Below are 20,494 nucleotides of genomic sequence, written 5' to 3'. Positions count from 1 at the left end.
AACAGATGACCCCGACGGCCCAGCCGCCGCACCACCCGCCCATGCAGACCCCGCCATTCGTTGCGCCCCGTTCCTTCACCGACCCAGATGCCGCCGTCGACCACGTGCGCGCGCTGTACGACGGTGCCGCCGCCTTTTTGCGTGAGGCCCTGCGGGCGTACATCCACGCACCACTGGACCCGGATGGCCCGGTGGAGCGCGTGCGCGCCACCTACCCGTTCGTGCGGCTGCAGGTGCAGCGACAGCGCCTCCTGGGGCCAACGGACCAGCGGCGGTTGAGCTACGGCTTCGTCGCCGGCCCCGGTCGGTATGAGACGACGCTCACGCGGCCGGATCTGTTTGCCGACTATTGGCGCGAGCAGTTCACGCTGCTGCTCGCCCACCACGGCGAGCCGCTCGAAATCGGTCTGAGCAGCGAGCCGATCCCGGTGCACTTCGCGCTCGGCGAGGACACCGCCTTCGAGGGCGAGCTCGACGCCGTCCACCGCGCCCGGCTGGGCGAGGTGTTCGACCTGCCGGACCTGTCGGCGATGGACGACGGCATCGCCAACGGCACGCACTGCCCGCCGCCCGGCGCGCCGCAGCCGCTGGCGCTGTTTCGCGGCGCGCGCATCGATTATTCGCTGCAGCGCCTGCGCCACTACAGCGGCACCTCGCCCGCCTGGTTCCAGAACTTCGTGCTCTTCACCAACTACGGCTTTTACGTCGACGAGTTCGTGCGCCTGGGGCTGGCGGAAATGGCACGGCCCGACAGCGAATACGTCGCCTTCGTCGAGCCGGGCAATGTCGTCACCTGGCGCGCCGGGCTGAGTGCCGACCCCCGCCCTGCGTGGGCCGGGCCCGAAGGCAGCGCGCCGCCGCGCATGCCGCAAATGCCGGCCTACCACCTGGTGCGCGCCGACCGCAGCGGCATCACGCTGGTCAACATCGGCGTCGGTCCGAGCAACGCCAAGACCGCCACCGACCACATCGCCGTGCTGCGGCCGCACGCGTGGCTGATGCTGGGCCACTGCGCGGGACTGCGCACCAGCCAGCAGCTGGGCGACTACGTGCTGGCGCACGCCTACGTGCGCGAGGACCACGTGCTGGACGAAGAACTGCCGCTGTGGGTGCCGATCCCCGCGCTCGCCGAAATCCAGCAGGCACTGGAAGGCGCGGTGGCGGACGTGACCGGATGGGAGGGCGCCGCGCTCAAGCGCGTGCTGCGCACCGGGACGGTGGCCAGCACCGACAACCGCAACTGGGAGCTGCTGCCGGACAACCTGCCGCAGCGGCGCTTCTCGCAGTCGCGCGCGGTGGCGCTGGACATGGAGTCGGCCACCATCGCCGCCAACGGTTTTCGCTTTCGCGTGCCCTATGGCACGCTGCTGTGCGTGAGCGACAAGCCGCTGCACGGCGCCATCAAACTGCCGGGCATGGCCGACCGCTTCTACCGCGAGCGGGTGGACCAGCACCTGCGCATCGGGCTGCGCGCCATCGAGCGGCTGCGCACCGCCGGCGTCGAACAACTGCACAGCCGCAAGCTGCGCAGCTTTGCCGAAGTCGCGTTTCAGTAGCCAGTCACCAACGTCCCCCAACCCTCGTCCGCTCGGGGACACCCGATCATCGATCCCGCCCGGCCACGGGTTGTGGGCGTGATGTTGGGCACCCAGCGCGAGAATCTCAGCACCAACGCCCCATCGCCTCGCCCATGCGCACCGGACGCCCCGGCACCCAGTCCGGCGCCAGCGCCACCGTCTTCGGCGGGAACAACGCCACCACGGTGGAGCCGAGCAGGAAACGCCCCATCTCCGCCCCCTGCGCCAGCGTGATGTCGCGGTCGTCGTAATCCCAGCGGCGCACGATGCCGGGCCGCGGCGGGTTGACTACCCCGTGCCACACCGTGGCCATGCTGCCCACGATCGTGGCCCCCACCAGCACCAGCACGAACGGAAAGCGCTGCCCGCCGCGCTCGCCCTCGAACAGGCACACCACCCGCTCGTTGCGCGCAAACAACCCCGGCACCCCGCGCGCCGTCGACGGGTTGACCGAAAACAGGTCGCCCGGCACGTGCACCATGCGCCGCAGCCGCCCCGCACACGGCATGTGGATGCGGTGGTAGTCGCGCGGACTCAGGTACAACGTGGCAAACGTCCCGTCGGCAAACGCCGCCGCGAGCGCCGTGTCCCCCCCGAGCAGCGCCGCGACCGTGTAGTCGTGCCCCTTGGCCTGCAGGATGCGATCGCCCGCGATCGGCCCGCACTGGCTGATCGCCCCGTCGACGGGACACACCACGTCGGCCGCCGCCAGCGGACGCGCCCCGGGCCGCAGCGCGCGCGTAAAAAAGTCGTTGAACGTCGCGTACGCCGCCGGGTCCGGCTGCGCCGCCTCGGTCATGTCCACGCCGTAGCGCACGATGAACCGCCGGATGGCAGCTCGCGTCACCGGCCCCAGCCGGCGCCGCGCCAGCGCACCCGCGGCGGCGGTCATCGCCTGCTTGGGCAACAGATACTGCAGCCAGACGGCCACTTGCTCGGAAACAAACAACGGCATGTGCAACAGACCGCAGCCCAACAGTACGGGGGCGGTTCCCGCCGCCCCGCTTACCCCGGCCCCGGCTCATTCGGTAGGGGCACGGATCGTAGCACCGCCGCCGGGTCGATCGCGAGGCAGTGACACCAATCGACGAACACCAGCACGTCGATGAAGGCCTCGCCGCGCTCCATCTTGGAGACGAACGGTTGCCCGACCCCCAAACGCGACGCGACGAACCCCTGCGTGACGCCTCGCGCACGCCGTGCCTGCACCAGCGCCTGGCGCAATGCGTCGTATCGGGGGTCATAGAGCGAAGCCGCCACACGCGGAGTCGCGTTCTACGGTGAAAAGTTGAACGACGGAACGGCTGGGCTCGGCGGAACGCTCACCAAGATGTCGTGAGCGTCAGTTGTCCACCGCGAACGGGTTGACCACCTGCAGCCGGCCGTCGATGACGAGGCCCGGCTGCAGGTCTTCGGTGTACAACACCTGCGCGCCGGCGGCCAACGCCGCGGCGACGATCAGCGCGTCGTAAAATGCCAGGGCGTAGCGTTCACACAGGCGCAGCGCCTCGTCATGCTCGGCGACGGTGAGGGGCACCACCGCGCAACACGCGCGCACCGCGGCCAACCACTCCCGGATTTCCGCCAGCGGCATCTGCAATTTGCGGCGCGCCACGGCTGCCGCTTCATTGAGCACCTGCACCGACACCGTGCCGCCCCGTTGGATCAGGGTCTCGGCCACGTCGGCTTTGCGGGCGTCGGCGGAAAGCAGATACAAGACGACGTTGGTATCCAGAAAGACGTCAGCCGCGCGCATGGATCTGCTCGCGCTCGAAATGGAAATCGGCCGGCAGGCGCCCGCGCAGGCGGCGCAGCGCCTTGAGCGCGTCCACCGGCGTCACCGCGGGATGCACCCCCCAGCGCTGCCGGTCGAGGGCGACGATCTCGATCTCGTCCCCCTCACGCAAACCCAGTTCGCGAACCACCGCGACGGGCAGTCGGATGGCCAGGCTGTTGCCCCAACGAGCGACTTGCACGACGAAATCTCCTCAAGATATACGTTTTAGAGAGTATATCCTTGTGCAACGCACGCTTGCACCCATGCACAATCGGGCAAATGCACCCCCCACTCTTCCAGGTCGAAGGCCTGACCAAGCGCTACGACGGCCGCCCCGTGGTCGAGGACCTGTCGTTTTCGATCGCACCGGGCGAGTGCGTCGGGCTGCTCGGGCCCAACGGCGCGGGCAAGACCACGACGCTGCGCATGGCGCTGGGCCTGACCGTGCCGGACGCGGGCCGTATCCGCATCCTTGGGCAGGAAATGCCCGTCGAGGCGCGCGCGATCAAGGCGCGGCTCGGCGTGGTGGCGCAGTTCGACACGCTGGATCCCGACTTCACCTGCACCGAAAACCTGCTCGTGTACGGGCGTTATTTCGGGTTGCCTGCCGCGGCGTTGCGCGCGCGCATCCCGGCGCTGCTGGACTTCGCGGCGCTGGCGCACAAGGCGGACAGCCGCCCGGGCGAGCTGTCCGGTGGCATGCGCCGGCGCCTGAGCCTCGCCCGCGCGCTCATCAACGACCCGGCGCTGCTGCTGCTGGATGAGCCGACGACGGGGCTGGACCCGCAGGCGCGGCACCTGATGTGGGAGCGGCTACAGCGGCTGCTGCAGCAGGGCAAGAGCATCCTGCTGACCACGCACTTCATGGACGAAGCCGAGCGGCTGTGCCACCGGCTGGTCATCATCGACCACGGCCGCAAGATCGCCGAGGGCCACCCGCGCGAACTGATCGCACAGCACCTGGAGCCCGAAGTCATTGAAGTCTACGGCGAGGCGGGCACCCCGATGAGCGCGCTCGACACCCTGCTCGACCCCGCGCTGCAGCGGCTGGTCAGCCGCACGGAAACCAGCGGCGAGACGTGCTTCTTGTACACCCACGACGCGCGGCCGCTGTTGGCGCAGCTGGGTGAGCGGCCGCGGCTGCGCATGCTGCACCGCCCAGCCAACCTGGAAGACCTGTTCCTCAAACTCACCGGCCGCCAAATACGCGACGACGGATGAGAGATTTGCACCGCCATGTCGATGCCGTCCATTCCCACCGCCACTGCTGGCCGCTCGGCCGCAAGCCGCCTCTTTTACCCACCACGCATGTCGCGTCACTTCGCCGCCGTGTGGCTGCGCAACCTGCTGGTCTGGCGCAAGCTGGCGCTGCCGAGTCTGGTTGGCAACATCGCCGAGCCGCTGATCTGGCTGGTGGCGTTCGGCTATGGCATGGGGGCGCTGGTGGGTGCCGTCACCGTGGCGTGGCCGAACGGGGAGGCGCAGGCCGTGCCCTACCTGGTGTTTCTGGCCAGCGGCAGCATCTGCATGAGCGCGATGAACGCCGCCACGTTTGAGGCGCTGTACTCGGCGTTCTCGCGCATGCACGTGCAAAAGACGTGGGACGGCATCCTCAACACCCCGGTGACGCTGGACGACATCGTGTTGGCCGAGATGTTGTGGGCGGCGTTCAAGGCGCTGTTCACCGCGACCGCGATCCTGGCGGTGATGCTGGCGCTGGGCATCAGCCACAGCCCCAAGCTGCTGCTGGCGTGGGGCGTGCTGGGGCTCACCGGCATCACCTTCGCGGCGCTGGCGCTGATCTTCAACGCGCTCGCCAAGGGCTACGACTTCTTCACGTACTACTTCACGCTGTGGTTGACCCCGATGACCTTCGTGTCCGGGGTGTTCTTTCCGCGCGAGCAGTTGCCGGGCTGGGTGCAGGTAATCGGTGACCTGCTGCCGCTGACCCACGCGGTGCAGTTGGTGCGGCCGCTGTTCCTCGACCGCTGGCCGCCCGACGCAGCGCTGCACATCGCCGTGCTGCTCGGCTACGCGCTCGGCGCCTACGGCGTGGCGCTGGTGCTGACACGGCGGCGCTTTGCGCGCTGACGCCGCCGCTCAGGCCGCGACCGTTTCGCGCACCGTCAGGCCCAGCGCATCCAGCGCCTGGGTCAGGTGGCCGACGGTGCGCTCGATGTGCAGCAATTTTTCCAGGCCGAAGAGGCCCACGCGGAAGGTGCGGAAGTCCGCCGGCTCGTCGCACATCAGGGGCACGCCCGCGGCGGTCTGCAACCCGACGGCGGCGAACTTCTTGCCGTTGGCGATGTCGGGGTCGTCGGTGTAGCTGACGACCACGCCCGGTGCCTGATAGCCCGGCGCCGCGACGCTTACCAACCCGCGCGCCTCGAACGCCGCGCGCACACGCCGCCCCAATTCGGCCTGTGCCGCCCGCATCACGCCAAAGCCGTGCGAGCGCGTCTCCTGCATCACGTCGCGCAGCCGCGCCAGCGCATCAGTGGGCATGGTCGTGTGGTAGACGTGCCCGCCCTGCTCGTAGGTTTCCATCACCTGCAGCCACTTCTTCAGGTCGCAGGCGAAGCTCGTGCTGGTGGTGCCGTCGATGGCCTGGCGCGCCCGCTCGGACAGCATCACCATCGCACAGGCGGGCGAGCCGCTCCAGCCCTTTTGCGGTGCCGAGATCAGCACGTCCACGCCGCTGTCGCGCATATCGACCCACATTGCGCCGGACGCGATGCAGTCCAGCACGAACAGGCCATCGACGCCGTGCACCGCGTCGGCCACCGCGCGCAGGTAGTCGTCCGGCAACATCATGCCGGCGGCCGTCTCCACGTGCGGGGCGAACACCACCGCCGGGCGCTGGGTCTGGATCGTGCGCACCACCTCGTCCAGCGGCGCCGGCACCCACGGTGCCTGCGGGCCGTCGTGCACGCGCCGGGCCTTGAGCACGGGCGCCTCGGCCGGGATGCGCCCCATCTCGAAAATCTGCGTCCACCGGTAGCTGAACCAGCCGTTGCGCAGCACCAGCACGCGCCGGTCGGCGGCGAACTGCCGCGCCACCGCCTCCATGCCGAAGGTGCCGCTGCCGGGCACCAGAGCGACCGCGTGCGCGCCGTACACCTCTTTGAGGATGCCGCCGATGTCGGTCATGACGCGCTGGAAGCGCTTGGACATATGGTTGAGCGCGCGGTCCGTGTAGACGACCGAAAACTCCAGCAGTCCGTCAGGGTCGATGTGGGGCAACAATCCGGGCATGACAGCACTCCAGGGGGCATCGTGCGCCAACATGGCGCACGTGCATACGTGCATGCTCAGCTTAGCACGCCCGTGCGCAGCGCGTCGACCGCCGCGTGCACCACCCCCTGGACGCTGCCGCTGCGCGCGTACACCCCGCGCAGATACGTCGCGTGGTTGCCGCCCTCACCGGCCACGCGCTCGATGTCGGCCAGCGCGGCCTCGCTGCCCAGCGCCTGCGCGTGCGGGGTCAGCCGCCGCAGCGTCGCCAGGATGTCCTCGCGGATCGACAGTGTCTCGCGCGTACGCGGGTGCACGAGAGTGCCATTCAGGCCGAAGCGGCACGCCTGGAAGCGGTTGTAGGTGTAGACGAGGTAGTCGTCCTCCTCGGGGGCAGGATCGCCGCCCTCGAGCAGATGGCGGCACAGCGCCTGCAAATAGCCCGCCAGCGCCGCGGCGCGCTCCACCGTCAGTGGTGTATCGCACACGCGCAGCTCGATCGTGCCGTATTCGGGCTTGGGGCGGATGTCCCAGTAAAAGTCCTTCATGGACTTCACCACCCCCGTGGCCTCCATCTTACGGAAGTACCCCTGCTCGAAGTCGTCCCAGCGCAGCACGAAGGGCGCGCGGCCGCTGAGCGGAAAGGCGAACACCGCGTTCAGCCGCGCCGAGTCGAACAACGTGTCCACCCCCTGAAAGAACGGCGACGACGCCGACAGCGCGATGAAGTGCGGCACGTAGCGATTGAGCGCATGCAGCAGAAACAGCGCCTCGTCCGCCGAGCGGCAGCCGATGTGCACGTGCTGGCCGAACACCGTGAACTGCTTGGCCAGATAACCGTACAGCCCCGACAACTGTTGAAAGCGCGGTTTGTCGAAGATGCGCTGCTCGAACCAGCGCTGGAACGGGTGCGTGCCGCCACCGGCGAGCGCCACGTTCAGGCGATCGGCCGCCGACACGAGCGTATCGCGGATCGCCCGCAGCTGCGCCAGCAACTCGCCGTGGCGTGTGTGCACGCCGGTGGCGACCTCGATCATGCTCTGCGTCATCTCGGGCGTGACGGCGCCCGGAAACGGCGCGCGCTTGAGCAACGCCAGCAGATCGTCGGCGCCGCTCGCCAGATCCTGGTCGTAGGTGTTGACGATCTGCAGCTCGAGCTCCACGCCCATCGAGAGCGCGTCAGACGTCTTGAACGGCTCCAGCGGCATCGGGTTCAACCTCCACTCGAGGGTGCGGGAGGGACTGGAGGCGCAGAACCCGGGGTGGCCGGGCGCGCGACGGCGGCCTCACGCGCCGCGACCAGTGCCCACTGTGTCACCCAGGGGCCGAGCAGCTCCAGCCACAGCAGCGCGGCCGTCAAGTGCCACAGCGCCTGCGCCGCGGGCGGCAGCCCGAGCGCGATGCTGCGCTCGAGCAGCAGCAAGGTCATCGCCGACATCGGCAGCAGCGCCACACCGGTGAGCGCTCCCTTGCGTACGGTGGTGCCACTGGGCACGGCCAGCACCGCGTTGAGCGCGACCGGGATCGCCACGCGGGCGGCGAGCACCACCGCCGCCGCGGCCCACACGTTGGAATGCGCCAGCGCCTCCCACGACATGCGCGAGCCCACATACACGAACAGGAACACCCCCAGCAACCACCCGAGCGAGCCGAAATCGCGCTGCGCGTTGGCGACGAACACGCGGCGCTCGCGCAGCAGCACACCGAAGCTCAGCGCGGCCAGCAGCGGCGACAGCCGCAGCGCATCCGCCACCACGGTCAGCCACACCAGCGCCAGCGCGTAGCCGACCGTCGGTGCCGTCGCCCCCTCGAACGGGCCGCGCACCACGGCCGCGACCACCACCGCCAGCGCCACCCCCAGCGCGACCGACAGGCCCGCGGCGTACACGCTGGTCAGCAGCGCCTGCGTCCAGTCCCCCGCGGCACTCAAATACCAGTGACCGGTCACACCCTTGACCAACAGCACCGCCAGTACACATTGGATCGCGGCCAGGTGCAACACGCGCTCGGCGACCTGCCCGGCGGCACGCAGGTCGTGGGTGACCCGCAGCAGGCTGGCGGGCGACGCCGCCACCGCCACCGCCGCGACGAGCGGCCGCCATTGCGCGCCCACCCCCACCGCACCCAGCGCCCAGTACACCGCACCGAAGATGGCCAGCGACTGCACCACCCCGATCAGCAGCACCCAGGGGTTATGGCGGAACCACCCCAGGTGGATACGGCAACCCAGCTCGAACAACACGAGCGACAGCGCAAACTGCGCCAGCAGGGCCAGCGCACCGCCCGTTGCCGGCTCCGGTGCAAACCCCACCGCGCTGCCCGCCAGCCCCACGGCGACATACACACTCACACGCGGCACGCCGCGCGGCTGCAAGCGCTCTCCCGACCACCATGCGAGCCACAACAGCGCGGGCCAGACGGTGAGGGTCGCCAGGTTCGCATCCCAACCGTTCATGTGAGTGCGACCGCGAAACGCGCCTGCAGTTCCGCCAGGCCCAACTCGTCCAGCATGCGCGCCAGCCGCTCGGCCGCGCTGCGCTTGCGCCGGCCGGTGCGGCGCGCAAGGATGAGTTCGTTCTTCATCGAGTGTTCCCAGCCCACCAGTTCGGTCACGGTGACGTCGTAACCCGACGCTTCCAGCCGCAGGCAGCGCATCACGTTGGTGACCTGGCTGCCGAACTCACGCGTGTGCAGCGGGTGGCGCCACAGCTCCGCCAGCGGCGTGCGCGCCAGCTGCAGCGCCTTGTGGCGGCGCAGCACCGCGGCGACCTCCGCCTGACAGCACGGCACGAGCACGATCGAGCGCGCCTGCCGCTGCAAGGCGAAATCGATGGCGTCGTCGGTGGCCGTGTCGCAGGCGTGCAGCGCGGTGACGACATCCACCGTCGCCGGCAGCGCCGCCATCGCCTCGCGCACCGTCGCGGCGACGAAACGCATGCGCGCAAAGCCCAGTTGCTGCGCCAGCGCCGCCGAGCGCTCGACCAGCTCGGTGCGCGCCTCCACCCCCCACACCGTGCCGACGGGGCGGGACGCAAAAAACCGGTCGTACAGTAAAAACCCCAAATACGACTTGCCCGCGCCGTGGTCGACCAGCGTCACGTCACCGCGCGCCTCCAGCGCCTCGTGCAGCAGCGGCTCGATGAACTGCAGCAGGTGGTTGACCTGCTTGAGCTTGCGGCGCGAGTCCTGGTTCAGCCGCCCGTCGCGCGTGAGGATGTGCAGCGCCTTGAGCAGCTCGACGGACTGGCCCGGCTGCAGTTCGGCCAGCACCTCGGGCGGCGCAGGCGGTTCGTCGGCAAAGGGGTGTCGACGGCGACGCATGGCGCGGCATCATATAAGACAAACACAACGGTGGGCGACGGTGTTAACATGCCCGTTATGGGGCCGGCGACCGCGGCGCAGCCCGTCGCCCATCACGACCGCCCCGTTGTGCCACACATCTGGTCAGGAGGGCACGCCATGGGCACCATCGTCGGTTACGTCACGCCCAAACCCCCGGGGAGCCGGCTGCGGCGCTACCCGACAAAGGTCATCAATATCATCGGCGGCCCGGGCTGCGACAAGTCGCTTTTTTCCTCCGCCATCGTCCTCAAACTGCACCTGATGCAGCGCACCGTGGAGCACATCCCTGACGTGGCCAAAATGCTCGTTTGGCAAGAGGACTGGGACGCCTTGCGCAACCAATATGCGATTGCGCTGCAGCAACACCGGCTGCTGCAGACCTTGGATGGCCAAGTGCACTACTTGGTCACCGAGGGCGGCCTGCCGCAGCTGCTCTACTACAACGCGCATTACGCAGATAACATTTGCGATATCGAAAAAACCCGGCGGCAGATTCTGGAGTGGTACCGGCAGTTCGACAACATCAATATCTTTGCCCAGCGCGACCCCGAGAAACCCTACATACAGGCGGGCCGACTGCAAGATGAAAACCGTGCCCGCCAGATCGACCACGAGTTGCGCAACACCCTCGCCGGCGAGGGGATACACTACACGCTGCTGCCGGCGGAACACCGCAAAATCATTGAGTGGGCAGGCTCCCTGCCCTGAGTGCCCATCGGTTCAGTTGCGGGCGTGCGCAATTTCGACTCCCTGCACACCCACACACGCGCGCAGCCGCCGTGCGACCTCGGGCAGCACCGCCCCAGCTCGCGCGCGGTCGGCCTCCGCCACGAAATACCATCGCGTCGCCGCCGGCAGCGACTGGATGCGCAACGACCCCTCGACCACGGAAAAGCCCAGCTCCTTGAGTACGGCGAACATCGCCTCCTCGGCGAGTGGAACTTCGTCGCCCGAGGTCACCGTCACGGCGAGTGTGGCGCGGGCAGGCAGATATCCCTCCCAACGCGCCCCCCACAACATCAACACCGCGGTCATCCCAGTGGCTACGATCGCCGCGCCGTACAGCCCCACCCCCACCAGCACGCCAATGGCCGAAGTCGCCCAGATGGACGCCGCCGTCGTCAGCCCGCTGATGGTCAAACCATCGCGCATGATGACGCCAGCGCCCAAAAACCCGATGCCCGTGACGATCCCTTGGATCACCCGGGTCGGATCAGCCCCGAACAAGGGGCAGGCTTGCGCTTGACCCCACCAGGCCTGCGGATAGCCAGCAAAGACGGTCAATGCCGCCGAGGCCATGCACACGATGCCATACGTGCGCATACCCGCCGCGCGCCCGCGATACGTGCGCTCGTACCCGACGACCAGCCCCAACGCCAAGGCTCCGAGCAGGTTCGCCAGAATCAATCCGTTGACCTGCAACATCGGCCAGGACCAGTACCGCTCCCACAAACCCAGCCAGATCTCCATCGTCACTGACCTCCGTGTGCGAAGGGGCCACTGGCAGCCGCACGCGCAGCCCCAAGTGGGAGCCAACCCACGGTGCCGCCCCCCGACAAATCATAGTTCCCCGTTAGCTCTTGCGGATTGGCCGCGCCACATTGATTGCGCGCAATTTAATTGTGCGGTAATATTTTGCGTATGCGAAGCGCCAGACCCGTGCCCCCCGCCGATACCACAGCGCTACCGGATACTCTACGGCTGGACCATCAGCTGTGCTTTGCCCTGTACGCGACCTCCCTGGCCATGACACGGCTGTACCAGCCGCTGCTGGCCGAGCTGGGACTGACCTACCCGCAATACCTCGTGCTGCTGGCGCTGTGGGAGCGCGATGATGTGACCGTCTCGGCGCTGGGAGAGCGGCTGGGGTTGGACTCGGGGACGCTCACCCCGCTGCTGAAACGGCTGGCAGCGGCCGGGCACGTGCAACGCGTGCGCGATGCCGCTGACGAGCGGCGCGTGCGCATCCGTCTGACGGCACCAGGACGCGCCCTGCAAGCGCGCGCCCGTGCCATCCCCGGCTGCCTGCTGGCCGCCACCGGCTGCTCGCTCGAAGAGGTGACAGGATTGACCCGCGAGCTTCAGGACCTGCGGCAGCGCCTGCTGGCCAGCCCTCCGCCCTCGTTTTCCCAACCGGCCGCAGCAGCGGCCGCACAACCCTGAAAGGACCGCATATGCCCGCTCTGGACAAAGTGCTCTACACCGCGCGCGTACACACCACGGGAGGCCGCGACGGCACCTCACGCGCCGACGATGGTCGGCTCGATGTGCGCCTGAGCCCCCCGGGCACCGCTGGCACCGGAACCAACCCGGAACAGCTGTTTGCCGCGGGGTATTCCGCCTGCTTCATCGGCGCGCTCAAGGCAGTGGCGGCACGGCAGAAGATCCCCTTGCCAGCCGATGTGGCCGTGGACGCCGAAGTGGACCTCGGCCCGATGGGCGAGGCCTACGGCATCGCAGTGCGCATGACCATCCACCTGCCGGGCATGGATCGTTCGCAGGCCCAGGCCCTGGTCGACGCCGCGCACCGCGTCTGCCCCTATTCGAATGCGACGCGCGGCAACATCGACGTCACGCTGACACTGGCTTGACCGATCACACCAGCAACGCGGTGACCCGGCGAACATAGCCCGCCGGGTCCTCCGGCAGGCCGCCTTCGGCCAGCAGCGCCTGGTCAAAAAGGATCTGGGCGTAATCGTCGAAGCGCTCGCCCGCGTCGGCCAGCTTTTTCACCAGCGCGTGCTCCGGGTTGACCTCGAGGATGGGCTTGACTTCGGGCGCTTTTTGCCCCGCGGCTTTGAGCAGCCGCGCCAGCTGCAGCGAGTATTCGCCATCGTCCACCACCAGGCACGCGGGCGACTCGACCAGGCGGCTGGTCACGCGCACATCCTTCGCGCGATCCTTGAGTGTGGCGCGCAAGCGCTCCAGCACCGGCTTGAACGCCTCGGCCGCCTCTTCGGCGGCTTTCTTCTCCGCCTCGTCCTGCAACTCGCCCAGGTCCACCGCGCCCTTGGCGACGCTCTGCAGCGGGGTGCCGTCGAACTCGTGCAAGAAGGACAGCGCCCACTCGTCGACGCGGTCGGTCATCAACAGCACTTCGATGCCCTTGCGGCGGAAGACTTCGAGCTGCGGGCTGTGCTTGGCCGCGGCCAGGGTTTTGGCGGTCCGGTAGTAGATCGCCTTCTGCCCCGGTTTCATGCGCGCCTTGTAGTCGGCCAGGCTCACCGTGGGCGCGTCGCTCACCGTCGACGCAAAGCGCAGCAACTTGGCGATGCGCTCGCGGTTGGCGAAATCCTCGCCCAGGCCTTCTTTGAGCACGGCCCCGAACTCGGCCCAGAAGCGCGTGTACTTACCGGCGTCGGCCTGCGCACGGGCCTTTTCCTCGTCGGAGAGCTGCTCCCACGCCTCGCCCTCGGGCAGGCGGTCGCGCGCGGCCAGCTCCTCCAGCATCGACAGCACGCGGCGCGTGTTGCCGTCGCGGATGGCCTTGACGTCACGGCTTTCCTGCAGCAGCTCGCGGCTGACGTTGAGCGGCAGGTCGGCCGAATCCACCACGCCCTTGACCCAGCGCAGGTACAGCGGCATCAGCGACTCGGCGTCGTCCATGATGAAGACGCGCTTGACGTAGAGCTTGACGCCGGCCTTCTTGTCGCGGTTCCACAGGTCGTACGGCGCCTTGGCCGGGATGTAGAGCAGCTGCGTGTACTCGGTGCTGCCCTCGACGCGGTGGTGCGCCCAGGCGAGCGGCGCTTCGTCGTCGTGCGCCAGGTTCTTGTAGAACTCGATGTACTGCTCGTCGGTGATGTCCTTCTTCGGCCGCGTCCACACGGCGCTCGCAGCGTTGACCTGCTCCCACTCTTCCAGCAGCACATACTCGCCTTTGTCCTTGTCCCATTGCTCCTTGGGCATCAGGATGGGCAGGCTGATGTGGTCGGAGTACTTGCCAATGATGGACTTGAGCTTCCAGCGGTTGAGGTACTCCGTCTTGTCGTCGCGCAGGTGCAGGATGACGCTGGTGCCGCGCGCCGCGCGGGTGATGGTCTCGGTCTCGAACGCGCCGGTGCCGTCGCTGCTCCAGCGCACGCCCTGCTCCGGCGGCAGCCCGGCGCGGCGGCTCTCCACCGTGATGCGGTCGGCGACGATGAAGCCCGAGTAAAAACCCACCCCGAACTGGCCGATGAGCTGCGCGTCCTTTTGCTGGTCGCCCGAGAGGCGCTGCAGGAAGTCGCGCGTGCCGCTCTTGGCGATCGTGCCCAGGTGCTCGATGGCCTCGGCCTCGCTCATGCCGATGCCGTTGTCGGTGATGGTCAGCGTCTTGGCCGCCTTGTCGAAGGTGACGCGAATCTCCAGGTTCGGGGCGTCTTCGTACAGCGACGCGTCGGCCAGCGCCTCGAAGCGCAGCTTGTCACACGCGTCCGACGCGTTGGAGATCAGCTCGCGCAGAAAAATGTCCGGGTTGGAATAGAGCGAATGCGTGACCAGGTGCAGCAGCCGGGCCACCTCGGCCTGGAAAGCGTGGGTGTGTTTGCTCATGGACGGTCGTATCGGCAAAGACAGAAACAGGACGGTCAGCGGCGGCCAGGCCTCGCCCGGGGGTGAAGGTGCGCCGCCGCGCCACGACCGGCTCAGATCGGGGCGATCCGCGCGAATTCAAGCCCCCTTTGGCTGCGCACTGGACACGGGGATACGCCCGCGCGCCCCACGCCGGCACGACGCCCCGGCCGCGGTGATCCGCCCCCGCCCCCGCCCGGTGCGCACAATGGCACGCGCACGGCGGCGCGAGGACCGCCGCGTCCGTCATAGCCGGTCGCGCCCCGCCCCGCGCAGGGTTGCGAGATCCAGCACGCGCAAGCCCCCGTACTCGACGCGGATCGCACCCGCCTGCTCCCAGCGCGCCAGCGCCCGGTTGACGCGCTGGCGCGACAACCCCACCAGATACGCCAGCTCCTGCTGCGTGATGCGCAACACCTCCCCGACGCCCGGGAACAGGCCCGGGTGGAACAGATTCGCCAGGCTGCGCGCGACGCGCACGTCCGGGTCGGCGATGCGGTCGATCTCGCGCGCCGCGATGAACTGGCCCAGGCGCTCGTTGAGCTGGTTCATCACGGAGCGGTTGAAGGCGATCGAGTGATCCAGCAGCCAGTGAAACGTCTCCACCGGCAGCCCCGCGACGCGGCTGCGGCGCAGCGCCTGGATGTTGTAGCGGTAAGCCTCGCGCTTGAGCGCCGTGCCCTCGCCGAACCAGCCGCCCGGGGCCACCCCCGTGAAGGTCATGATCGGCCCCTGGCTGTCGTCGTTGCTCATTTTGAGCAGCCCGTCGATCAACCCGAACCAGTATGTCACCGGGCGCCCGACGCGGCAGATGTAGTCCCCGGGCTCGGCCTCGCTGACCATGAGGGCGCGCTGCGCGCGTGCACGTGCCTCTTCCTCGAGGCGCGCCAACCATGGAATGCTGGCCAGTTCTTCCTCGGTCAGCGGGCGGGCACGTTGACGCAGCCGGTTGACCACAGACATCCGGATCACCTCCACACGCGACTCATCGAGCAAGGGGCAAGCACCAATGGTCGCAGCCTCGCGCGATCGCCCGATGAGGGAAAACCCGATTAGGAAAAATCCCAGCGGGAATTGTCAACGGATGGACAGAAAGGCGTCAAATCTCGCCGTACAGTGGCACCCAAGACGTGGCCAGGGCCATGTCCGCACGGCCCGCCGCAGCAGAGGAGACCCCATGCGCACCACCTTTCCCCGCCTGCTGATCCAGCACGCGAGCGCCCGCCCCGACGCCCCGGCGATGCGCGAGAAGGAATACGGCATCTGGCAGACGACCAGCTGGCGCCAGATGCTCGACCGCGTTCGCCACCTCGCCGCCGGGCTGCACCAACTCGGCCTGCGCCGCGGCGAGCACCTGGTGGTCATCGGCGCCAATCGCCCGAGCCTGTACGCGACGATGCTCGCCACGCAGTCGCTCGGCGCCATCCCGGTGCCGCTGTACCAGGACGCGGTGGCGGCCGAATGCGTCTTCCCCATCAACAACGCGGAGGTGCGCTTCGCGGTGGTGGAGGACCAGGAGCAGGTGGACAAGATGCTCGAGATCCGGACGCAGTGCCCGCAGCTCGAGCACATCCTGTTCGACGACCCGCGGGGGCTGCGCAACTATGACGCGCCGGGGCTCGCGGGCCTGAAGGAGATCGAGGCCGCCGGCGCCGTCTTCTGCCAGGAACACCCGGACTTTTTCCAGGAAGAGGTCGACAAGGGCCAGCCCGACGACGTCGCGGCGATGTTCTTCACCTCCGGCACCACCGGCAACCCCAAGGGGGTCGTGCACACCCACTACACGCTGCTCAACCGCGCGGAGGTGGGGGCGAAGTTCGACAAGCTCACCGAGAAGGAGGAAGTGCTGGCCTACCTGCCCCCGGCGTGGATTGGCCAGAACATCTTCAGCTACGCGCAGTGGCTGTGCTGCGGCTACGTGGTCAACTGCCCCGAGTCGTCGAACACGGTGATGATCGACCTCAAGGAGATCGGGCCGACCTACTACTTCGCGCCGCCGCGCATCTTCGAGGGGATGCTCACCAGCGTGATGATCCGTATGGAGGACTCCGGCGCCCTCAAGCGCAAGATGTTCCACTATTTTATGGACGTCGCGCGCCGCGTCGGGCCGCAGCTGATGGACGGCAAACCGGTCGGCCTGGGTGACCGGCTGCTGTACGCGATCGGCAACCTCCTCGTCTACGGCCCGCTGCGCAACAACCTGGGCTTCTCGCGCGTGCGCGTCGCCTACACCGCGGGAGAAGCGATCGGCCCCGACCTGTTCACGTTCTACCGCTCGATCGGCATCAACCTCAAGCAGCTCTACGGCTCGACCGAGACGGCCGTGTTCGTCTGCCTGCAGCCGGACCACGAGGTGCGCGCCGACACGGTCGGCGTGCCATGCGAGGGGGTGGAAATCAAGCTCTCCGACGCGGGGGAAATCCTGGTGCGCTCGCCGGGGCTGCTCAAGGAGTACTACAAAAACCCCAAGGCCACCGCCGAGGTGCTGGACGCCGACGGCTGGTACCACACGAGCGACGCGGGCTTCATCGACGCCAGCGGCCACCTCAAGATCATCGACCGCGTCAAGGACGTCGGGCGCCTCAAGGGCGGCCCGCACGACGGCGCGATGTTCGCGCCCAAGTACGTCGAGAACAAGCTCAAGTTCTTCTCGTACATCAAGGAGGCGGTGGCGTTCGGCGACGGGCGCGAGAAGGTATGCGCGATGATCAACATCGACTTCGAGGCGGTGGGCAACTGGGCCGAGCGACGCGGCCTGCCCTACGCCGGCTACACCGACCTCGCCGGCAAACCCGAGGTGTACGCACTGATCCAGGAATGCGTCGAGAAGGTCAACGCCGACCTCAGCCGCGACGCCATGCTCTCGGGCAGCCAGATCCACCGCTTCCTCATCCTGCACAAGGAACTCGACGCCGACGACGGCGAGCTCACCCGCACCAACAAGGTCCGCCGTGGCTTCATCGGCGAGAAGTACGCGGTGCTGGTCGACGCGCTCTACGGCGGCAAGACCGAGCAGTACATCGAGACCCAGGTGAAGTTCGAGGATGGCCGCACGGGCCTCATCAGCGCGACGCTGCGCATCGTCGACGCCAAGACCTACGCCCCCGTGCAGGCCGCTGCCTGAGCCCGCCCCGACGCATTTTCAGGACGCTCCATGGCCCACAAGCAAATCGGTGACGTCATCCTCGACGTCCAAAACATCAGCCTGCGCTTCGGCGGCGTCAAGGCGCTGACCGACATCAGCTTCAACGTACGCGAGCACGAGATCCGCGCCATCATCGGCCCCAACGGCGCCGGCAAGAGCTCGATGCTCAACTGCATCAACGGCGTCTACACCCCGCAGGAGGGCACGATCACCTTCCGCGGCCAGACGTTCAAGCACATGAACTCGCGCCAGGTCGCCGAGATGGGCATCGCGCGCACGTTCCAGAACCTGGCGCTGTTCAAGGGCATGAGCGTGCTCGACAACATCATGACCGGGCGCAACCTGCGCATGAAGAGCAACCTCTTCCTGCAGGCGCTGCGCATCGGCCCGGCCGAGCGCGAGGAGATCGCGCACCGCGAGGTGGTCGAGCGCATCATCGACTTCCTCGAAATCCAGGCCTACCGCAAGACGCCCGTTGGCCAGCTCCCCTACGGGCTGCAAAAGCGCGTGGACCTCGGCCGCGCGCTGGCGATGGAGCCGCAGATGCTGCTGCTGGACGAGCCGATGGCCGGCATGAACGTCGAGGAAAAGCAGGACATGTGCCGCTTCATCCTCGACGTCAACGACGAGTTCGGCACCACGATCGTGCTGATCGAGCACGACATGGGGGTGGTGATGGACATCTCGGACCGCGTCGTCGTGCTCGACTACGGCAAGAAGATCGGCGACGGCACGCCGGACGAGGTGCGCAACAACGAAGACGTCATCCGCGCCTATCTCGGCACGAGCCACTGACCCAGGAGCCTCGACGATGGCCTTTTTCCTCGAAACCCTGTTCGGCGGCCTGATGACGGGCATGCTGTATTCGCTGGTGGCACTCGGCTTCGTGCTGATCTTCAAGGCCTCCGGCGTGTTCAACTTCGCGCAGGGCGCGATGGTGCTGTTCGCCGCGCTGGCGATGGCGCGCTTTGCCGAGTGGTTTCCGCAGTGGTTCGGCTTCGAGAGCCTGCTGCTGGCCAACGTGCTCGCCTTCCTCGCCGCGGCGCTGTTGATGTTCCTCGTCGCGTGGCTGATCGAGGCGCTGGTGCTGCGGCACCTGGTCAACCAGGAGGGGGCGACGCTGCTGATGGCGACGCTGGGCATCACCTACTTCCTCGACGGCCTGGGGCAGACGATCTTCGGCAGCGACATCTACCAGATCAACATCGGCATGCCCAAGGACCCGATCTTCATCCTCGAGGACACGTTCGAAGGCGGCATCCTGCTCAACCAGGAAGACCTGATCGCCGCCGGCATCGCTGCCGTGCTGGTGGCCACGCTGTCGCTCTTCTTCCAAAAAACCGCCACCGGCCGCGCGCTGCGCGCGGTGGCCGACGACCACCAGGCCGCGCAGTCGATCGGCATTCCGCTCAATCGCATCTGGGTCATCGTCTGGACGGTGGCGGGGATCGTCGCGCTGGTCGCCGGGATGATCTGGGGTTCCAAGCTGGGGGTGCAGTTCTCGCTCGCCACCGTCGCACTGCGGGCGCTGCCGGTGATCATCCTCGGCGGCCTGACCTCGGTGCCGGGCGCCATCATCGGCGGCCTCATCATCGGCGTCGGCGAGAAGCTGTCCGAGGTGTACCTCGGCCCCTACGTGGGCGGCGGCATCGAAATCTGGTTCGCCTACGTGCTGGCGCTGGTGTTCCTGCTGTTCCGTCCGCAGGGACTGTTCGGCGAAAAAATCATCGACCGCGTCTGAGGGGGAGGCCACACCATGTTCTACCGCGAAAACGGCCAGTTCAAGACCAGCTACCGCGCCGACCAGCAGATCTTTCCGATCGCGCAGGACCGCTGGGCCATCCTCGCCCTGGTTGCCTTCGCGTTCATCGGGGTGCCGCTGCTCGCCGACGAGTACCTCTTTCGCGCGATCCTGATTCCGTTTCTGATCCTGTCGCTCGCGGCGATCGGGGTCAACATCCTGGTCGGCTACTGCGGCCAGATCTCGCTCGGATCGGGCGCGTTCATGGCGGTGGGCGCGTACATGGCGTACAACGTCTTCGTACGCATCGAGGGGATGCCGCTCATCGCCGCGCTGCTGATCGGCGGCCTGTGCGCGACGCTCGTCGGGATGTTCTTCGGTATCCCGAGCCTACGCGTCAAAGGTCTGTATCTGGCGGTCGCGACACTGGCGGCGCAATTCTTCTGCGACTGGGCGTTCCTGCGCATCGGCTGGTTCACCAACTACAACCCCTCGGGGTCGGTGTCGGTTTCCAACCTCAACGTCTTCGGCTGGAGGATCGACACGCCGCAGGAGAAATACCTGCTGGCCCTGACCTTCGTCGTGGTGTTCGCGCTGCTGGCCAAGAACCTGGTGCGCTCGGCGATCGGGCGCGAGTGGATGGCCATCCGCGACATGGACGTGGCCGCGGCGGTGATCGGCATCCGGCCCGTGTACGCCAAGCTGTCGGCCTTCGCGGTCAGCTCCTTCATCGTCGGCGTCGCCGGTGCGCTGTGGGGCTTTGTGCATCTGGGCTCGTGGGAGCCGGCGGCCTTTTCCGTCGACCGCTCGTTCCAGCTGCTGTTCATGGTGATCATCGGCGGCCTGGGCTCGATCATGGGCAGCTTCTTCGGTGCCGCGTTCATCGTGATCCTGCCGATCTTCCTGAACCAGTTTCTGCCCTGGCTGGGCGGGTTGTTCGGGATTGACGTCTCCACCGCCGCGGTATCTCATGCCGAGTACATGATCTTCGGGGCGCTGATCGTGTGGTTCCTGATCGTCGAGCCGCACGGTTTGGCCAAGTTGTGGAGCATCGGCAAGCAAAAGCTGCGCATCTGGCCGTTCCCGCACTGAGACCGACGATTTTTCCCCACCCGTGCTTCCAACCT

21 protein-coding genes are annotated in these 20,494 nt (G+C 67.7%); 10 read left to right on the top strand and 11 right to left on the bottom strand.

Annotated elements, in window-relative coordinates; genetic code table 11:
* Positions 1-41: 41 nt before the first annotated feature.
* On the top strand, positions 42-1,556 hold the full coding sequence (locus tag LCC91_RS13220) for an AMP nucleosidase (RefSeq protein ID WP_043701154.1): 1,515 nt from the start codon (positions 42-44) through the stop codon (positions 1,554-1,556).
* A gap of 106 nt (positions 1,557-1,662) precedes the next feature.
* Here LCC91_RS13220 and asd read toward each other — a convergent pair whose 3' ends face one another.
* From asd to LCC91_RS13200, 4 genes are all read right to left on the bottom strand, one after another.
* Positions 1,663-2,532 (bottom strand): archaetidylserine decarboxylase, encoded by an 870-nt coding sequence (gene asd, locus LCC91_RS13215; RefSeq protein ID WP_043701156.1) that lies wholly within the window; start codon positions 2,530-2,532, stop codon positions 1,663-1,665.
* Positions 2,533-2,582: 50 nt separating this feature from the next.
* Positions 2,583-2,837 carry a helix-turn-helix domain-containing protein gene (locus LCC91_RS13210; RefSeq protein ID WP_043701158.1) on the bottom strand — a complete coding sequence of 85 codons (255 nt, stop codon included), beginning with the start codon at positions 2,835-2,837 and terminating at the stop codon, positions 2,583-2,585.
* 82 nt (positions 2,838-2,919) lie between these two features.
* Positions 2,920-3,333: a PIN domain-containing protein gene (locus LCC91_RS13205; protein WP_043701159.1), complete on the bottom strand. Its 414-nt coding sequence runs from the start codon at positions 3,331-3,333 to the stop codon at positions 2,920-2,922.
* Complete coding sequence (locus LCC91_RS13200; protein WP_043701161.1) at positions 3,320-3,553, bottom strand: AbrB/MazE/SpoVT family DNA-binding domain-containing protein; 234 nt, start codon at positions 3,551-3,553, stop codon at positions 3,320-3,322. The genes LCC91_RS13205 and LCC91_RS13200 overlap by 14 nt, the downstream gene beginning before the upstream one ends.
* An 80-nt stretch (positions 3,554-3,633) precedes the next feature.
* Here LCC91_RS13200 and LCC91_RS13195 point away from each other — a divergent pair, with 80 nt between their 5' ends.
* Together LCC91_RS13195 and LCC91_RS13190 are read left to right on the top strand one after the other, a co-directional pair.
* Positions 3,634-4,575, top strand: a complete 942-nt coding sequence (locus LCC91_RS13195; RefSeq protein WP_043701163.1) for an ATP-binding cassette domain-containing protein — start codon at positions 3,634-3,636, stop codon at positions 4,573-4,575.
* A gap of 15 nt (positions 4,576-4,590) precedes the next feature.
* On the top strand, positions 4,591-5,445 hold the full coding sequence (locus LCC91_RS13190; protein WP_390612127.1) for an ABC transporter permease: 855 nt from the start codon (positions 4,591-4,593) through the stop codon (positions 5,443-5,445).
* 9 nt (positions 5,446-5,454) lie between these two features.
* Here LCC91_RS13190 and LCC91_RS13185 read toward each other — a convergent pair whose 3' ends face one another.
* Genes LCC91_RS13185 through LCC91_RS13170 form a run of 4 tightly spaced genes read right to left on the bottom strand, consistent with a single transcriptional unit; the run spans position 5,455 to position 9,909 of the window.
* Entirely contained in the window at positions 5,455-6,609 is a 1,155-nt protein-coding gene (locus LCC91_RS13185; RefSeq protein WP_058615957.1) for an aminotransferase class V-fold PLP-dependent enzyme, read from the bottom strand.
* A 56-nt stretch (positions 6,610-6,665) separates the two neighbouring features.
* The gene (locus LCC91_RS13180; RefSeq protein ID WP_043701168.1) at positions 6,666-7,796 is read right to left on the bottom strand and encodes a YbdK family carboxylate-amine ligase; all 1,131 of its coding nucleotides are present in this window, start codon (positions 7,794-7,796) and stop codon (positions 6,666-6,668) included.
* Positions 7,797-7,801: 5 nt separating this feature from the next.
* On the bottom strand, positions 7,802-9,043 hold the full coding sequence (locus LCC91_RS13175; protein ID WP_052231584.1) for a cation:proton antiporter domain-containing protein: 1,242 nt from the start codon (positions 9,041-9,043) through the stop codon (positions 7,802-7,804).
* Positions 9,040-9,909 carry a class I SAM-dependent methyltransferase gene (locus LCC91_RS13170; protein ID WP_043701170.1) on the bottom strand — a complete coding sequence of 290 codons (870 nt, stop codon included), beginning with the start codon at positions 9,907-9,909 and terminating at the stop codon, positions 9,040-9,042. Before LCC91_RS13170 ends, LCC91_RS13175 begins: the two co-directional genes overlap by 4 nt.
* A 138-nt stretch (positions 9,910-10,047) precedes the next feature.
* Here LCC91_RS13170 and LCC91_RS13165 point away from each other — a divergent pair, with 138 nt between their 5' ends.
* On the top strand, positions 10,048-10,638 hold the full coding sequence (locus LCC91_RS13165) for a hypothetical protein (RefSeq protein ID WP_043701172.1): 591 nt from the start codon (positions 10,048-10,050) through the stop codon (positions 10,636-10,638).
* A gap of 12 nt (positions 10,639-10,650) precedes the next feature.
* Here LCC91_RS13165 and LCC91_RS13160 read toward each other — a convergent pair whose 3' ends face one another.
* Complete coding sequence (locus LCC91_RS13160; RefSeq protein ID WP_043701176.1) at positions 10,651-11,400, bottom strand: MgtC/SapB family protein; 750 nt, start codon at positions 11,398-11,400, stop codon at positions 10,651-10,653.
* A gap of 171 nt (positions 11,401-11,571) precedes the next feature.
* Here LCC91_RS13160 and LCC91_RS13155 point away from each other — a divergent pair, with 171 nt between their 5' ends.
* On the top strand, positions 11,572-12,093 hold the full coding sequence (locus LCC91_RS13155; protein WP_052231585.1) for a MarR family winged helix-turn-helix transcriptional regulator: 522 nt from the start codon (positions 11,572-11,574) through the stop codon (positions 12,091-12,093).
* 11 nt (positions 12,094-12,104) lie between these two features.
* A complete protein-coding gene (locus LCC91_RS13150) occupies positions 12,105-12,521 on the top strand; it encodes an organic hydroperoxide resistance protein (RefSeq protein ID WP_043701179.1) in 417 nt (138 codons plus the stop codon).
* A 4-nt stretch (positions 12,522-12,525) separates the two neighbouring features.
* Here LCC91_RS13150 and htpG read toward each other — a convergent pair whose 3' ends face one another.
* Both htpG and LCC91_RS13140 read right to left on the bottom strand, forming a co-directional pair.
* Positions 12,526-14,463 carry a molecular chaperone HtpG gene (gene htpG, locus LCC91_RS13145; RefSeq protein ID WP_143897717.1) on the bottom strand — a complete coding sequence of 646 codons (1,938 nt, stop codon included), beginning with the start codon at positions 14,461-14,463 and terminating at the stop codon, positions 12,526-12,528.
* 264 nt (positions 14,464-14,727) lie between these two features.
* Positions 14,728-15,444, bottom strand: a complete 717-nt coding sequence (locus tag LCC91_RS13140; RefSeq protein ID WP_143897715.1) for a Crp/Fnr family transcriptional regulator — start codon at positions 15,442-15,444, stop codon at positions 14,728-14,730.
* A gap of 214 nt (positions 15,445-15,658) precedes the next feature.
* On the opposite strand from LCC91_RS13140, the gene LCC91_RS13135 reads away from it, so the two are divergent.
* The 4 genes from LCC91_RS13135 to LCC91_RS13120 are packed head-to-tail and all read left to right on the top strand — an operon-like array spanning position 15,659 to position 20,459.
* The gene (locus tag LCC91_RS13135; RefSeq protein WP_043701184.1) at positions 15,659-17,605 is read left to right on the top strand and encodes an AMP-dependent synthetase/ligase; all 1,947 of its coding nucleotides are present in this window, start codon (positions 15,659-15,661) and stop codon (positions 17,603-17,605) included.
* Between the two features lie 30 nt (positions 17,606-17,635).
* A complete protein-coding gene (locus LCC91_RS13130; protein WP_043701187.1) occupies positions 17,636-18,421 on the top strand; it encodes an ABC transporter ATP-binding protein in 786 nt (261 codons plus the stop codon).
* 16 nt (positions 18,422-18,437) lie between these two features.
* A complete protein-coding gene (locus LCC91_RS13125; RefSeq protein ID WP_058615965.1) occupies positions 18,438-19,367 on the top strand; it encodes a branched-chain amino acid ABC transporter permease in 930 nt (309 codons plus the stop codon).
* A gap of 15 nt (positions 19,368-19,382) precedes the next feature.
* Positions 19,383-20,459: a branched-chain amino acid ABC transporter permease gene (locus tag LCC91_RS13120; RefSeq protein ID WP_043701189.1), complete on the top strand. Its 1,077-nt coding sequence runs from the start codon at positions 19,383-19,385 to the stop codon at positions 20,457-20,459.
* The last annotated feature ends 35 nt before the right edge of the window (positions 20,460-20,494 follow it).

It is taken from the genome of Tepidimonas taiwanensis, from assembly GCF_020162115.1.
Taxonomy (GTDB): Bacteria; Pseudomonadota; Gammaproteobacteria; order Burkholderiales; family Burkholderiaceae_C; genus Tepidimonas; species Tepidimonas taiwanensis.
The sequence above is the reverse complement of the archived record's forward strand: the minus strand, read 5'-3'. Positions and strand labels throughout refer to the sequence as shown.

What these genes read in the sequence shown, in the direction of transcription:
- LCC91_RS13220 (WP_043701154.1), top strand. Translation starts at nt 42, where the DNA reads ATGCAGACCCCGCCATTCGTTGCGCCCCGTTCCTTCACCGACCCAGAT.
- asd (WP_043701156.1), bottom strand. Translation starts at nt 2,532, where the DNA reads ATGCCGTTGTTTGTTTCCGAGCAAGTGGCCGTCTGGCTGCAGTATCTG.
- LCC91_RS13205 (WP_043701159.1), bottom strand. Translation starts at nt 3,333, where the DNA reads ATGCGCGCGGCTGACGTCTTTCTGGATACCAACGTCGTCTTGTATCTG.
- LCC91_RS13195 (WP_043701163.1), top strand. Translation starts at nt 3,634, where the DNA reads ATGCACCCCCCACTCTTCCAGGTCGAAGGCCTGACCAAGCGCTACGAC.
- LCC91_RS13190 (WP_390612127.1), top strand. Translation starts at nt 4,591, where the DNA reads ATGTCGATGCCGTCCATTCCCACCGCCACTGCTGGCCGCTCGGCCGCA.
- LCC91_RS13185 (WP_058615957.1), bottom strand. Translation starts at nt 6,609, where the DNA reads ATGCCCGGATTGTTGCCCCACATCGACCCTGACGGACTGCTGGAGTTT.
- LCC91_RS13180 (WP_043701168.1), bottom strand. Translation starts at nt 7,796, where the DNA reads ATGCCGCTGGAGCCGTTCAAGACGTCTGACGCGCTCTCGATGGGCGTG.
- LCC91_RS13175 (WP_052231584.1), bottom strand. Translation starts at nt 9,043, where the DNA reads ATGAACGGTTGGGATGCGAACCTGGCGACCCTCACCGTCTGGCCCGCG.
- LCC91_RS13170 (WP_043701170.1), bottom strand. Translation starts at nt 9,909, where the DNA reads ATGCGTCGCCGTCGACACCCCTTTGCCGACGAACCGCCTGCGCCGCCC.
- LCC91_RS13165 (WP_043701172.1), top strand. Translation starts at nt 10,048, where the DNA reads ATGGGCACCATCGTCGGTTACGTCACGCCCAAACCCCCGGGGAGCCGG.
- LCC91_RS13160 (WP_043701176.1), bottom strand. Translation starts at nt 11,400, where the DNA reads ATGGAGATCTGGCTGGGTTTGTGGGAGCGGTACTGGTCCTGGCCGATG.
- LCC91_RS13155 (WP_052231585.1), top strand. Translation starts at nt 11,572, where the DNA reads ATGCGAAGCGCCAGACCCGTGCCCCCCGCCGATACCACAGCGCTACCG.
- LCC91_RS13150 (WP_043701179.1), top strand. Translation starts at nt 12,105, where the DNA reads ATGCCCGCTCTGGACAAAGTGCTCTACACCGCGCGCGTACACACCACG.
- htpG (WP_143897717.1), bottom strand. Translation starts at nt 14,463, where the DNA reads ATGAGCAAACACACCCACGCTTTCCAGGCCGAGGTGGCCCGGCTGCTG.
- LCC91_RS13140 (WP_143897715.1), bottom strand. Translation starts at nt 15,444, where the DNA reads ATGTCTGTGGTCAACCGGCTGCGTCAACGTGCCCGCCCGCTGACCGAG.
- LCC91_RS13135 (WP_043701184.1), top strand. Translation starts at nt 15,659, where the DNA reads ATGCGCACCACCTTTCCCCGCCTGCTGATCCAGCACGCGAGCGCCCGC.
- LCC91_RS13130 (WP_043701187.1), top strand. Translation starts at nt 17,636, where the DNA reads ATGGCCCACAAGCAAATCGGTGACGTCATCCTCGACGTCCAAAACATC.
- LCC91_RS13125 (WP_058615965.1), top strand. Translation starts at nt 18,438, where the DNA reads ATGGCCTTTTTCCTCGAAACCCTGTTCGGCGGCCTGATGACGGGCATG.
- LCC91_RS13120 (WP_043701189.1), top strand. Translation starts at nt 19,383, where the DNA reads ATGTTCTACCGCGAAAACGGCCAGTTCAAGACCAGCTACCGCGCCGAC.